Origin of the sequence: Catellatospora chokoriensis, from assembly GCF_011297315.1 — a bacterium.
Classification (GTDB): domain Bacteria; phylum Actinomycetota; class Actinomycetes; order Mycobacteriales; family Micromonosporaceae; genus Catellatospora; species Catellatospora citrea.
The window spans coordinates 59,316-74,265 of sequence record NZ_JAAOTI010000018.1 but is presented as its reverse complement, the minus strand read 5'-3'; the positions used below and the strand labels follow the sequence as shown (position 1 = coordinate 74,265).

Genomic DNA, 14,950 nt, shown 5'->3' with positions numbered 1-14,950 from the left:
CCGGCGACCCGGTCAGAACGAGCAGTTGACCAGGTGGCACTCGGGGGTCAGCGCGACGTCGAACATGGCCTGCACCCCGTCGCGGATGTGCGCGGCGAACTTCAGCACGTCCGCGGTGGTCGCCCCGCCCCGGTTGGTCAGAGCGAGGGTGTGCCTGGTGGAGAGCGCCACGGCGCCGTTGCCCCACTCGGTCCCGTAGCCCGGGCCGAACCCGGCGTGCTGGATGAGCCATGCGGCGTGCAGCTTGGTGCCCTTGGCGTCCGGCTGGCTCGGGCACGCACGGGCGCGCTCCGGCACCTCGGCGAGCACCGGGTTGAGGAAGAAGGAGCCGACACTCCAGGTGTCGTGGTCGGCGGGGTCCAGCACCATCTTGCGGGCCCGGCGCTGTTCCAGGACCGCCTCGCGCACGTCGGCCGGGGCCGCGGTGCCGCCGACCTCGATCGACAGCCGCTCGGCGACCGCCGGGAAGGTGACCGGGGCGGACTGCCCACCGCGGCGGAGCCGGTACGTGACGTCCAGCACCACCCACCGGTCGCTGTGCTTGAAGACCGACTGCCGGTGGCTGCCGAACCCGCACCGCTCCGGTGTCCAGCGCTCCACCTCGCCCGTCGTCCGGTCGTACACGGACAGCGACTCCAGCACGTCGGAGGTCAGGGTGCCGTACGCGCCGACGTTCTGCACCGGCGTGCCGCCGACCGACCCGGGGATGCCCGACAGCGCCTCGACCCCGGCCAGGCCCTCGGCCAGCACCGTGCGGACGAGGTGTTCCCACTCGACCCCGGCGGCGGCGGTGACCAGCTCGCCGTCGATGGCCAGCTCGGCCGACTCCATGCGCACGACCGTGCCGTCCCAGCCGACGTCGCCGACGACGAGATTCGAGCCGCCGCCCATCACCAGCAGCGGCTCACCGGTCCGGTCCGCGTCGCGGAGCAACTCGATCGCGTGCGGCGTGCTGCGGGCGACTTCCAGCCGCCCCACCGGGCCACCGACCCGCATCGTGGTCAGCTCAGCAAACGTGATGGTCACGGGCCCGAGCCTACCGAGGGATCAGCGCACGCCGGTCGGCGGTCGCCCGCGTCGTCGTGGCCGACGGCACGGTCATCTCCGGCTGGGCTGGTTCAGGCGGATCATGTTCCCGGCCGGGTCGCGGAACGCGCAGTCCCGGACGCCGTACGCCTGGTCGGCAGGCTCCTGGAGCACCTCGGCGCCCGAGGCGCGGATGTGCTCGAAGGCGGCGTCGACGTCGTCGGTGGTGAAGATGAGCCCGCGCAGCAGACCCTTGGCGAGCAGGTCGTACTCCTTCTGCTTGTCCTCGGCGGAGGCGTCCGGGTGTGACTCGGGCGTCTCGATCGTGATCTCGAGGTCGGGCTGGCTCGGCGGCACGACGGTCACCCAGCGCATGCCCTCGTAGCTGACATCGGTGCGGACCTGGAAACCGAGCACGTCGCGATAGAAGCCGATGGCCTTGTCGTGGTCGTCGACGATGATGAAACAGTGTGAGACCTTGATGTCCATGCAGCTCACGTTACAGACGGGAGCCCGGCCCGGGCCTCACCCGCACTGAGCGGCGCCGCTGCGGTCCGAGGCGAGCGGGGGCACGACGTCACGCCCTCCACGCGTCCGATCAATATGGTGAAATGGCGCTCATGTCCAGCGCGCCGTTGTACGACACCATCGGGGCCTCCTACACCGTGACCCGGCGCACCGAACCGCGTATCGCCGCGCAGGTCCTGGCTGCCCTCGGGGACGCCCGGACCGTGCTGAACGTCGGCGTGGGCCGAACGCAACCGAGACCTCGCCGGGCTCGACGCGGCAGAGCCCGGCCTCCGTCTGCTGATCGCCTGAACGCGCCATCGCCGCACAGGTCGCGGACATGTCGTACGTACAGCTTGGCTCTGCGGCACGCATGGGCGAAACTTCCTGGCCACCATGCTCGCGCTCGCCGAGACTCGGCCGACCCCGACCGGGCTCGTCGATCAGCATGACCGTCCGACGTGGACGATCACTCGATCGGCAGCTCAACGGCCTGGCGGCGGACGTGGCGGGTCGGTATGGTGCGAGCCGGACCGCGCGGGCGTCCCCGCAGTCGGCTAGGCGACGCTACCGCCGCTGGTGACGAGGCGTACGTGACTCGTCACAGGTCAGCTCGTCGCACCCGGTGCCGCCGCGACGTAGGACGGGCACGCTCCGTTGCAGACTGTCGGCTTGCTGACCCCTGCGTCTTCGTAACGCTCATAGACTCAGCGCGTTCTGCAGCCCGAACACACAGACCAGCCGTTGCGCCATCGGACCGGTGGGGGGTCCCGAGTGTGACTGACACACAGACCATGACCGACACGCACAGGATCACAGCGATTCGGCACGAGGACGATGACAGCGGCGTCACCGCCGTCCTGTCCCGGATCGCAGCCGACAACCAGGCCGGGTTCGCCCGGGTGAACTGGGAGACCGGATATGTCCGGCTGGCGGTGCTCGGCGACGCGCTCGTCGCCGCCGTCGCCGCGGTGTTGGCGATCTACTTCCGATTCGGACAGACCTGGGACAGTCCCTGGAACCGCAACCACCTTGCCATCGCGCTGCTGTTCCCCGTGGGGTGGGTCGTGATGGCGTTGCTGACCGGTGCCTACGACTCGCGGTGCATGTTCCTCGGCAACGACGAGTACGCGCGCATCCTGCGCGCCGCTCTGTGGCTCACCGCCATCATGGCGTTCGCGTCGTACATGCTGAATCTCAACATCTCGCGCGCCTATCCGCTGATCTCCATACCGATGGTGGTGACGCTGACACTGGCGCACCGGTATCTGCTGCGGCGCGTGCTGCATCGGCGCTGGGAGAACGGGCGCCTGCTGCGCCGGATCATCGTGGCGGGGCACGAGCAGGCCGTCTGGGAGCTGACCGCCCAGCTGCGGCGCGAGCGGCGACACGGCATGCAGGTGGTGGGCGTCTGCCTGCCCACCGAGTCGAAGCTGGCCAAGACCATGCTCGGCGGCGCGCACGGCCACCCGAAGGTGTACGGCTCGCTCGACGTCGACGAGGTGGCCAACGCGGTCGCGGCCTCGGGCAGCGACACGATCATCGTGCTGCCCTGCCCCGAGTTCGGCAGCTCCGCGGTCCGGCGGCTGGCCTGGAAGCTGGAGCGCGATGAGATCGACGTCATCCTGGCCAGCGCGCTGATCGACGTCACGGGTGACCGGACCACCATCCGGCCCGTGGTCGGCCTGCCGCTGCTGCACCTGGAGCACGCGAAGCTCAAGGGCGGCAGCCGGCTGCTGAAGGCGGCGGTCGACTTCTGTGGCGGCCTGCTCGGCACGCTGGTGCTGCTGCCCTTTCTCGCGGTGCTAGGGCTGCTGATCAAGCTGACGCCCGGTGGGCGCGGGCCGGTGATCTTCCGGCAGACCCGGGTCGGCCGCAACGGCGTCCCGTTCACCCTGTACAAGTTCCGCACCATGCACGTCGACGCGGAGAGCAGGCTGCAGAGCCTGCGCGCCCACAACGATCACGACGGCTCGCTGTTCAAGATGCGCGAGGATCCGCGGATCACGCCGATCGGCCGCTGGCTGCGCAAGTACTCCCTGGACGAGCTGCCGCAGTTGATCAACGTGCTCAAGGGCGAGATGTCGCTGGTCGGCCCGCGCCCGCCACTGCCGCGCGAGGTCGCCGAGTACGGCTTCGAGATGCGCCGGCGACTGCTGGTCAAGCCGGGTCTGACCGGGCTGTGGCAGGTGTCGGGGCGGTCGGATCTGCCCTGGGCCGAAGCGGTGCGGCTGGACGTCCACTACGTGGAGAACTGGTCTTTGTGGATGGATCTGCTGATCCTGGTGCGCACCGCCGGTGCGGTGCTCAAGGGCACGGGTGCCTACTAGCCAGGTCGGCGACGGCGTGCGCCCCTTATGCTCACGGCCGAGGATGAGGGGAGCAGCGTCGTGAACGACGTCGTGGACGAGGCCGGCGTGCCCGCGGTGGGCACGCCGGCGGTGAGCATCGTGATCCCGGCGCACAACGAGGAAGCGGTGCTCGGCGCGAACCTGGCCACGCTGCTCGACGGCGCGCGGCCCGGTGAGTTCGACGTGGTCGTCGTGCCCAACGGCTGCACCGACCGCACGGCGGAGGTGGCCGCGGCGGCCGGCGTGCGCGTGGTCGCCTCCCCGGTCGGGGGCAAGCCGAACGCGATCCGGCTCGGCGACGCCGCGTGCCGTGCCTTCCCGCGCATCTATCTGGACGCGGATGTCGCGATGTCGGCCGACTCGGTCCGTGCGCTCGTGGCGGCATGTGCCGCGCCCGGCGTGCTGGCCTGCGCACCCGTGCCGGAACTCGATCTCGTCGGGGTGGGCCAGGTGGCACGCCGGGTGCACCGCGTGCACGACCGCCTGATCGCGCCGAACCGCGCCCTCGCCGGTGTCGGCGCCTACGTGCTGACCGAGGCCGGGCACGCCCGGATCTTCCCGATGCCCGACATCATCTCTGACGACGGCTGGGTCCACACGAGTTTCGCCCCGGCGGAGCGGGCGGTCGTGGCGGCCGCGCGCACCGTCGTGCGGCCCGCGCGCACGGTCCGGGCGCATCTGCGCCGTCGCGTACGCGTGCGGGCCGGCAATCGCGAGCTTGCCGAGCTGGGCCGCAGCCACGCCGGTGGGCGGCTGCGGCTCAGCTCACTGCTCGGGCTGGTACGTCGGCGGGAGGTACGGCTGCTCGACGCCGGGTGCTACCTCGGCGTCCTGCTGGCCGAGCGTGCGCTGACTCGGCACCTGCGGCGCGGTGGCACCGTCGCTCCCGCGTGGGGCAGTGACGCCACCACCCGTGCCGCGCGGTAGCGGCACCGTCGTCGGCTGCGGGCGCACCGCCGCCTCGTACGCGGCCACCAGGGCCTCCTTCGAGCGGTCCCACGACAGTGGACCGGCGACCCGCTCCCGGCCGAGCCGGCCCATCCGGCGCCGCTCCTCCGGAGCGTCCAGCAGGTAGGCGACCTGCCGTGCGAAGGCGTTCTCGTCGTTGGCGGGCGCGTACACGGCCGCCTCGCCCGCGGAGACCCGCGCCTCGGTCAGGTCGAACGACACGATCGGCCGCGACATCGCCATGTACTCGAGGACCTTGTTCATGGTGGAGACGTCGTTGAGCGGGTTGGTGGGGTCGGGTGACAGGCACACGTCCGCGGTGGACAGGTAGCGCAGCAGATCCTCGTCGGAGATGCGGCCGGTGAACTCGACACAGTCGTCGAGTTTCAGCTCCACGGCCAGCTCCCGCATCGCGTCGAAGGTGTCCCCGGCGCCGATGAACACGGCGTGCCAGTCGGTCCGGCCCACCTCGTAGCGCAGGATCGCCAGCGCCCGCAGGGCGTAGTCGACCCCGTCCTGCGGACCCATCACACCGAGATACGCGAGCAGGTACGGCTTGCCCTTGCGCAGCTGCGGCTCCTCGGGCACCAGCGTGAACCGCTCGACCCGAGGTGCGCTGCGCACCACGAACACCCGGTCCGGGTGCTTGCCGCCGCGGGTGATCGCCATGCGGCGGTAGCTCTCGTTGGTGGCGATGACCACGTCGGCCGCCTGGTAGGTGCGGCGCTCCAGCCAGCACACCGCGCGGTACAGGAAGTCCTTGCCCCGGTTGAAGCGGGACAGGTACAGCTCCGGCACCAGGTCGTGCTGGTCGAAGACGAATCGCGCGCCCTGGCGCTTGAACCGCTTGGCCAGCAGGAAGTACAGGTCTGGCGGGTTGCACGCGTGCACCACGTCGAACCTGCCGAGGCGGCGCGCGATCCGCCGGGTCCGCCACAGCGCCGCGCTGTACTCGCGCAGGTAGCCGACGGGGCCGCCGGTGGCGGCCTGCAGCGGGTACCGGTGGATGTGGATGTCCTCGAGCACGACCTCCGGCTCGGTGTCCCGGTTCGTGCCCTGCGGGCAGATGACATGGACCTCCCAGCCCGCGTCGCGCAGCGCCAGGCATTCCTGCCACACGCGCCGGTCGAACGGCACGGAGAGGTTTTCGACGAGGATGAGAGCTCTACCAGCCAATTCCCACGTATCCAGGGTTGGCCCGACGCGCCGGCGCGTCAGGGAGACGGATCAGGTCCACGATCGGCCGATCGTCGACTCGGGCGAGGGCGTCGAGCACCGGCTGATCCCGGTGCCCCACGACGAACGCCTCGGCGTGGTCGAGCAGTTCGTCAACCGTGTCGACCAGCACCTCGCTCAGGTGCGGCAGATGCCGGTCGATGAAGTCGCGGTTGGCCCCGATGAGCCGGGACAGCGACACGTTGGTGTCGTAGATGCGCAGGTCGTAGCCCTTGCCGATGAGCCGTTCGGCGAGGTCGGCCAGGGGGCTCTCCCGCAGGTCGTCGGTGCCGGGCTTGAAGGACAGGCCGAACATGCCGATCTTGCGGGTGCCCGTGGCCGCGACAAGGTCGAAGGCGCGGCGCAAGTGCTCCTCGTTGGCGGCGAGCACGTGCCCGAGCAGCGGGGTGGACACGTCCACGGTGCGCGCCGCGTACACCAGGCCGCGCAGGTCCTTCGGCAGGCACGAGCCGCCGAAGGCGAACCCGGGCCGCAGGTACGCGGTGCTGATGTTGAGCTTCCGGTCCGCCATGAACACGTCCATCACCTGGTGGGAGTCGAGCCCCAGGCCGCGGCTGATCGCGCCGATCTCGTTGGCGAAGGCGATCTTCAGTCCGTGGAAGGTGTTGTCCACGTACTTGATCATTTCGGCGACCGGCACCGGCACCCGGAAGACCTCGCCGGGCAGGCCCGTGTACAGCTCCGCCACCAGGTCGCCGCTGCGCTCGTCGAGCTGGCCGATGACCGTCTTCGGCGGGTCCAGGAAGTCCCGCACGCTGGAGCCCTCGCGCAGGAACTCCGGGTTGACCGCGACCCCGAAGTCGACCCCGGCGGTGCGGCCGGACGCCTTCTCCAGCAGCGGCACCAGCAGGTCCAGGCAGGTGCCCGGGAGCATGGTGCTGCGGAACACCACCGTGTGCCACCGGTCCAGGTCGGCCAGCACGGCGCCGATCTGGGTGGCGACCCGCTCCAGGTACTCCGTCGACATGCGGCCGTTGGGGGCCGAAGGGGTGCCCACGCACACCAGGGACACGTCCGAGGCCGCGATCGCCGCCTCGATGTCGGTGGTGGCCCGCAGCCGGCCCGCCGCCACGACCTCGGCGGTCAGCTCGCCGATGCGCTCCTCCACGACCGGCGCGACGCCACGGTTGGTGAGGTCGACTTTGACCGGGTTGTTGTCGACACCGATGACCTCGTGTCCACGGGAGGCAAAACAGGCTGCGGAGACGCAGCCGACATAGCCGAGCCCGACAACGGCGATGCGCATGTGAACCCCTTTCGATTAGTTCTAGGCGCGGCCGCGCAGCCGACGCGAGATCTGCCGCAGCTGCGGCCCGAGCGGTGACGTCTTGGCGGCGGCGACGAGCCTGCGCTGCAGGCGGCGCGCGGCCAGCCGGGTCGAGCTGCGGGTCACCAGGCCCTGGCACACCTCGACCTCGCCGGTCTTGGCGCGGCGCTTGAAGTCGTCGTCGCCCCGGCCCAGGTCGATGCGGGTGATGCCCAGCTCGTCGGCGCGCATGATGATCTCGCGCAGCAGGATCCAGCCGGGGGAGAGCTGCCCGAGAGCCGGGTCGTAGACCGGGAACCACCAGTGCAGCACGCTGTCGGCGCGGATACCGAAGTGCGCCGCGAGCAGCTGATCGCCCGCGTACACCGTGGACAGCATGCCGCCGAAGGCGGGATCGCGCCGGTCGAGCAGGCCGTGCACGAGGGCCACCCGGCTCGGCTCGGCGAAGTAGTCGGGGGCTCCGGTGCTCGCGTACTGCGCCCGCTTCAGTTCGATGACCCGCGCGAGCTCGTCGTGGTCCACCGTGTCGGCCGCGAACCTCAGCGGCCCGAGGTTGCGCTCCGCCATGGCGACCAGGCGGCGTGCCTCGGTCATCTTGCGCCGTCCGGCACTGGAGGCGCGCTCCAGGTAACCGGGCAGGGCGCCGCCGATCTCCAGGTATGGCGACGGCTGCCGGGACTCGATCCACGGCTCGCACCGGTCCACCCCGGTCAGCAGGTGGTCGAAGGAGTATCCGCGCACCCGGCCGGCGATCAGGTCCAGCGGCCGGAACGGGGTGTCCGGGGCGGCGATCGGGCCCTGGAAGTCGGCTCCGGGCCAGCCCACGGGGCGCAGCAGGCCGCCGCTGACGTGGCAGGGCAGCAGCAGGGTGGCGTCGCCGGCCGGGCCGCGCTCGACGTACACGTGCACCGGCGAGCCGCTGTCGTGGACCGCCCGGGCGAAGTCCGGGTGGAAGTACGGGCTGTCCAGCAGCGGGTTGCCGGCCCGGATCCGGTGCCAGGCGGAAATATCCTGGTCGGCCAGGTGCTGCAGTGGCACCAGGCCGTTCGCGGTGGGGGTCATCGGGCTACTCCGCCAGCGAGGTGACGCGGCGGGACGGGAACAGCAGTGCCTCGGTCGCCGCTCGGGCCTCGGGGCGGCCGCGCAGCGCGCGCATGCTCTGGCCCAGTAGCGTGGCCAGGTAGTAGGCGCCGGACCGCAGCGCACCGTGCCGGCTGCGGAACAACCGCACCCGATTCCAGACGATCAGTTTCGACAGGAACGGGTCCTTGCCGGACGGGCCGCCGATGTGGGTCACCACCGCGGTCGGCTCGAACCAGGTGGTGTAGCCGTGGTCTGCGGCCCGCAGGCAGTACTCCGTCTCCTCGCTGAAGAGCAGGAACGACTCCTCCCAGGGGCCCACCTCGCGGGCCGCGTCCGCGGAGATGAGCAGCGCCGCGCCGGTGGCCCACGACACCGCGTGCGGCTCGCGGTAATCGGCCGGGTCGGTGACCAGCTCGCTGCCGGCCGGATACCGCTCGGCCCGGCGGCCCAGCAGCGCCTCGCCGAGCGCGCGGCGGACGCTCGGCGCCCGGCGCAGCGACGGCTGCAGCGATCCGTCCGCGTTGAGCATCAGCGGCGCGGTTATCCCGCAGCCCGGCCGGCGGAGTGCCGCTGCCAGCACGGCCAGTGCTTCCGGGCTCACGCTGCAGTCGGGGTTGAGGACGAAGACGGCGTCGTAGCTCGCCGGATCCAGCGCCGCCAGGCCCGCGTTGACGGCAGCCGCGTAGCCGGCGTTGCGGCCGACCGCGACGGGGACGACCGGCAGCGCGAACGCGGCAGCGCGGGCGACCGCCAGCGACTCGTCCCGGGACGCGTTGTCGGCCACGACGACGGCGCTGAGGGTGACGCCGGTGACCGCGGTCAGGGCGTCAAGGCAGGCAGGCAGGACCGCGGCGCTGTTGTACGTGACGATGACGACCGCGACCCGGGTCGTCGTGAGCTCGTCGGCCGCCGGGCTGGTCGCGGCGTCGCTCACGGCCGCCCCCGCCACCGCTTGACGGTGCGCTTGGCGAGCCGGACGGCATCGCCGCGGACGCTGGAACGCTCGTCCAGGACGCCCGCCAGCCAGCTCGCGTCGAGGTCGTGGCGTGCGCTGTTACGCGGCCGTAGCCACGTGCCGGGCCGCGCGCGGCCTCCGTCGCTGGTGTATACGCAGGTCGCGCCGGCTCGGCGCAGCCCGGACAGCACACGCCGGTCGTACGAGCCGAACGGAATGGCCACAGTGGACACAGTCCGGTCGATGAGCTTGCCGAGCACGGTGGGTGCGTCGCCGTACTCCTGGGTCGCGCCCGCCGCATCCGGCAGGCGGCGCCAGTCCACGTGTGCCCAGCCGTGCGATCCGATCGTCATGCCGGCCGCGTCGAGCTGCCGGACGTGGTCGGCGCTGAGCCAGCCCGGCTCGCCGAGCATGCCGGCGAGCACGAAGAAGTCGGCGGTGAGGCCTCGCTCGATCAGCCGGGGCAGCGCGATGGTGATGTCCGAGGCGTTCCCGTCGTCGAACGTGATCCGCACGTCGTCGCGCGTGCCGACGGCATCCAGCAACTGCTCGAACTGCTGCTCGCTGATCCAGGTCTGCGACTCGGCGGACGAGACATCGCGTTCGGGGGCGCCGATGCCGTGCACCGTCAGGTAGACCACCGGTTCCGGAACGCTCACGTTGGTGCTCAATGAACCTTCCGTCCTTATGCAGCCGACTGCGACCCGTAGATGGTGTCGTGCGACAACCACGGGGCGCAAGCGAACTGGTAGGTAAGCGCATGTCGTCAAACCGACAGGCTTATGCATGATGGGTGCCGGTGGCGGATGTGCCATTCTCGGCCAGCCGAAATAGGATCGGGCAGCCGCTCACGACCGTGACCGCAGGGCGTAGGCTACAACCTAATCGGTGCGGCTCAGCGAAGCCATTATCCTCATCGGATGGAGAGGGACGCAACTTGGACGCGTCGTCGGGCCCCCTCAGGGTACTGATGCGGCGATGGATGGTCTCCGTGCCGCTGTTCCTCCTGGTGATCGCACTGTCCCCGCTGGTGTACGGCGCCGTCTCCCCGTCCTACACGTTGACGTCGTACGTGCAGATGGTTCCGCCGCTGCCGCGGCCGGTCAGCGACGATCCGAACGCCGCGGCACCCCCGGTGAATCCGTGGCTGGCACAGGGCCTGCAGACGATCGCCAACGCCGCGATCGTCACCGTGCAGGACAAATCGATCGTCGAGACCATGGAATCGGCCGGGCTCAGCGACACGTACACCCTGGAGCTCGACTCGTACACGCCCATGGTGAAGATCGAGATCGTGGCGTCGTCCCGCAACCAGGCGCGCGCCACGGCGGACGAGATCGTCCGGCTTCTCGTCACGAACATCGCGCAGCTGCAGTCGCAGTACGGGCTGGCCACCATCGACCTCATCAGCACCCGCCGGCTGGACGCGGGCTCGAACATCGAGAAGTCCATCACCAAGCAGATCGCGGTCGCCTTCATCGCGACCATGCTGGGACTGGGCGGCGCGGCCGGCGTGGTCGTGCTCGTGGACCGGGCGCTGTCGCTTCGGCGGCGTCGGCCGTTCGCCGCGGCACCGGCCGGGGCACGCGGGCCGGAGGCTGATCCCGACCTGTCGGGCGAACAGACCCAGGCCGTTCCGACCTGGCCGTCCGACATTGAGCTGACCGCGGTGATCTCGCGCGTGCCCGAGCAGGCCGACGACACCGGCAAGACGCGCACGGCCGTGGACTCCGAGGAACCGACTCAGGCCGTCCCCATGAGTGCCGATTCGACGATGGTGTTGCCGCGGGTCGGCAAGGACTGACCCGCGGCCCCGCCGCGTGCGGTGATCAGTTGTGCTGCTGCGGCGCGGGGATCGGCGTGTTGGTGTCCACCCACACGTTGCCGCTGTTCTCGGCCAGGCTCGACTGCGTGCTGAGCAGGATCGGGCAGCGATAGTAGGAGTGCCGGCCGAACCGGTTGCCGACCACGTACAGCGACGTCAGGCGGCTGCTGTTGCCGGGGTGGAAGTTCAGGGTGCACTGGCCGCCGTCGAGCCAGTTGTTCTCGATGCGCACCTCGGTCGCCGCGTTCTGCAGCGCCGCGTTCGCCGCGGGCAGGCTCGACACGTCGATCGTGTTGTGGCGCAGGGTCAGCTTCGTGTCGCCGGGCAGGCTCTGCACGCCGTCGTTGTGGGTCTCCCCGCCGCCCTGGTTGGGGTCACTGGCGAACCAGGTCAGGTCGTGGATGAAGCTGTCCTGGATGAGGACGTTCGAGCCGGTCTTCACCCCGTCGACGCTGCCGTGGATGTTCGCGCGGTAGATGCTGACGTTCTGCGCCCAGATGCCGTCGATGCGCGCGGACGGGTGGGCGGGCGCGAACTCCGAGTCCTCGACCACGGTGTTCGTGCCGCGCACCGTGGTCAGCAGGAACTCGTTGTTGGTGGCGACCCCGCCACGGAACAGGCAGTTCCGGAACGTGATGTTGCGGCCCGTGACGTGGACGAAGCCGCGGAACTCCTTGCCCTCGACGACCGCGCCGCTGGTGCTGAACGTGACGTTGCCGTTGACGACGGACAGCTTGACGCCGGGGCGCACCCCGGTGTTGGTCGCGTCGGGTTTGGCTCCGGCGGGGGTGCGCGGCCGGGAGGTCTTCGGGCTGGCCGACGGTGGGCGCTTCGTCGGCGTGGCCGTGGCCGAGGTGCTGGGCCGCGGTGTCACCCCGCTCGGGGAGGGCCCGCCCGCGGTGGACGCGACGGAGCCGGACGGCTGCGCGTCCACCCCGGCGGCCACGTTCGGGTCGGCCTCGGTGGAGTCGGGGCCGCCCCAGACCGCGACCCCGAGGATCGTGACTCCCACCAGCGCGACCACCGCCGCGGCGATGATCCGGTCCGATCGGTTCTCCAGCAGTCGGGTGGTACGCATCGTTCGAGGCTCCTGCCTGTCGCGGACGCGGCGCGCATGTTCTAGCCGGCGTTCTCCGAGTCCCCTCGCGCGGTCGCGGTCCGGACGGAGACGTCCTGATGGGTGAGGCGCCAGACTGCGCCGCACAGGCCCAGCATGAGCGCGATCATGGTGGCGTACGTGGTGAAGCTCATCGAGTCGAAGGTGCCGCCGACGGCGACGGCGATGATCTGCGTGGCGATCAGGCAGGCGCACAGGTGCCGGGTGGCCTGCGTGGTGCTGCGGCGGAACGCGATGACGGCCAGCACCAGCGCGGTGAGATGCAGTCCGGCCAGGGTGAGCACACCGATGACGCCGTCGCTGATCAGCGTGCCGAGCCACTGGTTGTCGAGGATCGGGTACTGCGGGGTGAGGAACGTGCCGGTGCCCCGCCCCAGGATGGGCCGCTGGGAGAAGTACTCGAACACCATGGGATACCGGTTGGAGCGGGCCATGATGGACGAATTGTCGGTGGGGTTGTCGAACAGCGAGAACAGCGTCCGTGCCAGCCCCGGGTTCACGACCGACAGCGCGGCGATCACCCCCACGGCGGTCACGCCGATGTTGTACCTGGTCCGCCACGTCCACACCGGCACCAGCACCAGCGCTGTCAGCGCGACCGCGACGATGCCGGTGCGCGAGATGGTGGCGCCGATGCCGGGCCCGATGAGCAGGGCGCAGACGAGCGCCACGCGGCGCTGGACCGGCTTCTGCGCGAAATGGGCGAGGTGGATCGCGAACGGCAGGCAGAGCGCGAGCACCGCGGCGAGTTCGATGTAGTGCGTGGCGGTGCTGGCGACCCGGACCCCGGCCCCGCGTTCCTCGAATCCGAGGGACTCGCCCTTGATCTCCAGCCCGGGGATGTTGATGTAGGCCACGATGTCGACCCGGGTGACGTACTGGATGATGCCGAGCACCGCCATGATCGCGGCGCACACGACGGCGCTCTGCAGCACCACCTGCAACCGCTGCCAGTTGGTCAGGCCGTCCGCGGCCACCAGGATCACTCCGGCCAGCGTGCCGTAGAACAGCAGCGCTCGGTTCGCTCCGTTGATCTCCAACGTGGTGAGTCCGCGGACCGAGCCGGCCGCGTACGAGAGCAGGGCCGCGCTGACGAACGCCAGCAGCGCCCACCGCATCGGCTGGGGGCCGGTGACCACCAGGTGGGGTGCGAACCGGACCAGCACCCACCAGCCGCACAGCACGAGGCCGACGACCAGCCCGGGCCGGCCGACACCGGTCATTCCCGGCAGCACCTGGCCGACGGGAACCAGGCAGATGAGCGCGACGACGACGGTGAGCATCGTCGCGGCGTCGATGCGGCCGGCGCGCAGCCGCGTCACGTAGGTCTTGCCTGCGAGCTGGGCCGGTTCGAAGTCAGCCAGGTGGGAGGTGTTCGGGTTCACTGCGGCGAGCGCCGCTCTGCCGGGTGCGGCACGTCCTTGCCGTTCACCGCGGCCAGTTTGGGCAGGATCGCGGTGGTGTCGTTGCCGGCGTCGGGCAGGGTGCGCGCGGTTCCGTTCGTGGGCTGGTACACCACCGCGATGTCGTCGCGTGGACCGTTCGCCCGCTTACCGGCGGAGGGCATCGTCAGCGCTGGTCCGGCCCGGTTGGGCATCGGCGGCGGGGTGCCGTTCGCGGTCGGCGCGCCGGCGTGCGGATCACCGTCGTCGCCGGTGGTGGTGCCGGGGGCACGGTTGCGCCGGCGGGCCCGGGTCCGCAGCACGGCGTCGACGGCCACGGTGACACCGGCGCTGAGCATCAGACCGGCCGCCGCGACGGCGATGATCGCCCGCTTGACGTTGGAGTTGGCGGCATCCGCATTGGTGCCCGGGTCGAGCCGGCGAGCGGTGATCAGGTCGGTCGCGCCCACGCCGTACGCCGTCTGCAGGGTCTGCACGCTCTGCTCGATCTTCGAGACGATCTGCGCGGCGGTGTCGTTGGCCTGTGCCTTCGTGTCGCCGACGACCTCGATGGTGATCATCGTGCTGCTGCCGAACATCTCCACGGTGTACGAGTCGCTGAACCCGCGCTTCTTCAGGTCGTCGCGCAGCGACTGATCGATCACCGAGATCACCGCCGCGTTGCCCAGCGTCTGCAGGCCCTGGTTGAGCCAGGGATTGCGCTGCTCGGGTCCGGGCTGGCCGACCCTGGTCCGGGCCGCCGGCGGCACGAGCTGGACGTAGCTGAGAGCGACATAGTCGGGCTTGACGATGATGAAGGTGAACACTGTCAGACCCAGGGTCAGCAGAACCATCGGCACGGCCACTCGCCACCGCCGGACCAGCAGCTTCGTGAGGTCCCAGAAGTCCACCTTGTTCCCTTCCGATCCGCGTCGCCTCTCGGCCCCGCGCTTCCGCGACGATCGGATGGCGGCTCGCGCGATGTCGTATTGCGCTGCACCACAACCCATCGCACCACGCCAAGCGAATGACGCCACGTCGGCACCCGGGTGCGCGCGCGGCCTCATTGTAATAGTGGCGGCGCCGGGCACTGCCTCCGCGATCCGGCCAGATTGCCGACACCATCACGCGGGGACCGGACCCGACCGGTAGCAGCGGAGGCACCCGCCGGTCAATCACCCCCGCCAAGGTTCCGGTGCCGGACCGGGTGACAGGGTCCACGCCTGTTGCGTCGGTGATCCGACACGTGCGCG

At 70.6% G+C, this 14,950-nt stretch carries 12 protein-coding genes and 3 pseudogenes; 5 read left to right on the top strand and 10 right to left on the bottom strand.

Going from position 1 to position 14,950, the window contains the following annotated elements; genetic code table 11:
- Positions 1 to 12: 12 nt before the first annotated feature.
- Positions 13 to 1,026, bottom strand: a complete 1,014-nt coding sequence (locus HAV39_RS25710; RefSeq protein WP_191841733.1) for a UDP-N-acetylmuramate dehydrogenase — start codon at positions 1,024 to 1,026, stop codon at positions 13 to 15.
- Between the two features lie 72 nt (positions 1,027 to 1,098).
- The gene (locus HAV39_RS25705; RefSeq protein WP_191841732.1) at positions 1,099 to 1,515 is read right to left on the bottom strand and encodes a VOC family protein; all 417 of its coding nucleotides are present in this window, start codon (positions 1,513 to 1,515) and stop codon (positions 1,099 to 1,101) included.
- A 140-nt stretch (positions 1,516 to 1,655) separates the two neighbouring features.
- On the opposite strand from HAV39_RS25705, the pseudogene HAV39_RS42840 reads away from it, so the two are divergent.
- From HAV39_RS42840 to HAV39_RS42835, 4 genes and pseudogenes are all read left to right on the top strand, one after another.
- A pseudogene (locus HAV39_RS42840) lies at positions 1,656 to 1,779 on the top strand (MerR family transcriptional regulator); the annotation flags it as partial.
- Positions 1,780 to 1,881: 102 nt separating this feature from the next.
- Positions 1,882 to 2,094 (top strand): annotated as a pseudogene (locus HAV39_RS25695) (sugar nucleotide-binding protein); the annotation flags it as partial.
- Positions 2,095 to 2,327: 233 nt separating this feature from the next.
- A complete protein-coding gene (locus HAV39_RS25690) occupies positions 2,328 to 3,863 on the top strand; it encodes a sugar transferase (RefSeq protein ID WP_191841731.1) in 1,536 nt (511 codons plus the stop codon).
- A 27-nt stretch (positions 3,864 to 3,890) separates the two neighbouring features.
- Positions 3,891 to 4,283, top strand: a pseudogene (locus HAV39_RS42835) (glycosyltransferase family 2 protein); the annotation flags it as partial.
- Positions 4,284 to 4,649: 366 nt separating this feature from the next.
- Here HAV39_RS42835 and HAV39_RS25685 read toward each other — a convergent pair.
- Genes HAV39_RS25685 through HAV39_RS25665 form a run of 5 tightly spaced genes read right to left on the bottom strand, consistent with a single transcriptional unit; the run spans position 4,650 to position 10,032 of the window.
- Positions 4,650 to 5,969, bottom strand: coding sequence for a glycosyltransferase family 4 protein (locus HAV39_RS25685; RefSeq protein WP_239120221.1), 1,320 nt, complete (start codon positions 5,967 to 5,969; stop codon positions 4,650 to 4,652).
- A 28-nt stretch (positions 5,970 to 5,997) separates the two neighbouring features.
- Entirely contained in the window at positions 5,998 to 7,314 is a 1,317-nt protein-coding gene (locus HAV39_RS25680) for a nucleotide sugar dehydrogenase (protein WP_120318266.1), read from the bottom strand.
- 21 nt (positions 7,315 to 7,335) lie between these two features.
- Complete coding sequence (locus HAV39_RS25675; RefSeq protein WP_191841729.1) at positions 7,336 to 8,397, bottom strand: GNAT family N-acetyltransferase; 1,062 nt, start codon at positions 8,395 to 8,397, stop codon at positions 7,336 to 7,338.
- A gap of 4 nt (positions 8,398 to 8,401) precedes the next feature.
- Complete coding sequence (locus HAV39_RS25670) at positions 8,402 to 9,352, bottom strand: glycosyltransferase family 2 protein (RefSeq protein ID WP_191841728.1); 951 nt, start codon at positions 9,350 to 9,352, stop codon at positions 8,402 to 8,404.
- Entirely contained in the window at positions 9,349 to 10,032 is a 684-nt protein-coding gene (locus tag HAV39_RS25665) for a polysaccharide deacetylase family protein (RefSeq protein ID WP_239120223.1), read from the bottom strand. The genes HAV39_RS25670 and HAV39_RS25665 overlap by 4 nt, the downstream gene beginning before the upstream one ends.
- A gap of 332 nt (positions 10,033 to 10,364) precedes the next feature.
- On the opposite strand from HAV39_RS25665, the gene HAV39_RS25660 reads away from it, so the two are divergent.
- Positions 10,365 to 11,177 carry a hypothetical protein gene (locus HAV39_RS25660; protein WP_191841726.1) on the top strand — a complete coding sequence of 271 codons (813 nt, stop codon included), beginning with the start codon at positions 10,365 to 10,367 and terminating at the stop codon, positions 11,175 to 11,177.
- 25 nt (positions 11,178 to 11,202) lie between these two features.
- Here HAV39_RS25660 and HAV39_RS25655 read toward each other — a convergent pair whose 3' ends face one another.
- From HAV39_RS25655 to HAV39_RS25645, 3 genes are read right to left on the bottom strand one after another with little or no spacing between them, the layout of a single operon-like run.
- A complete protein-coding gene (locus HAV39_RS25655) occupies positions 11,203 to 12,276 on the bottom strand; it encodes a hypothetical protein (RefSeq protein WP_191841725.1) in 1,074 nt (357 codons plus the stop codon).
- 41 nt (positions 12,277 to 12,317) lie between these two features.
- On the bottom strand, positions 12,318 to 13,700 hold the full coding sequence (locus tag HAV39_RS25650) for an O-antigen ligase family protein (protein ID WP_191841724.1): 1,383 nt from the start codon (positions 13,698 to 13,700) through the stop codon (positions 12,318 to 12,320).
- Complete coding sequence (locus HAV39_RS25645; RefSeq protein ID WP_191841723.1) at positions 13,697 to 14,608, bottom strand: YveK family protein; 912 nt, start codon at positions 14,606 to 14,608, stop codon at positions 13,697 to 13,699. Before HAV39_RS25645 ends, HAV39_RS25650 begins: the two co-directional genes overlap by 4 nt.
- Positions 14,609 to 14,950: the final 342 nt, after the last annotated feature.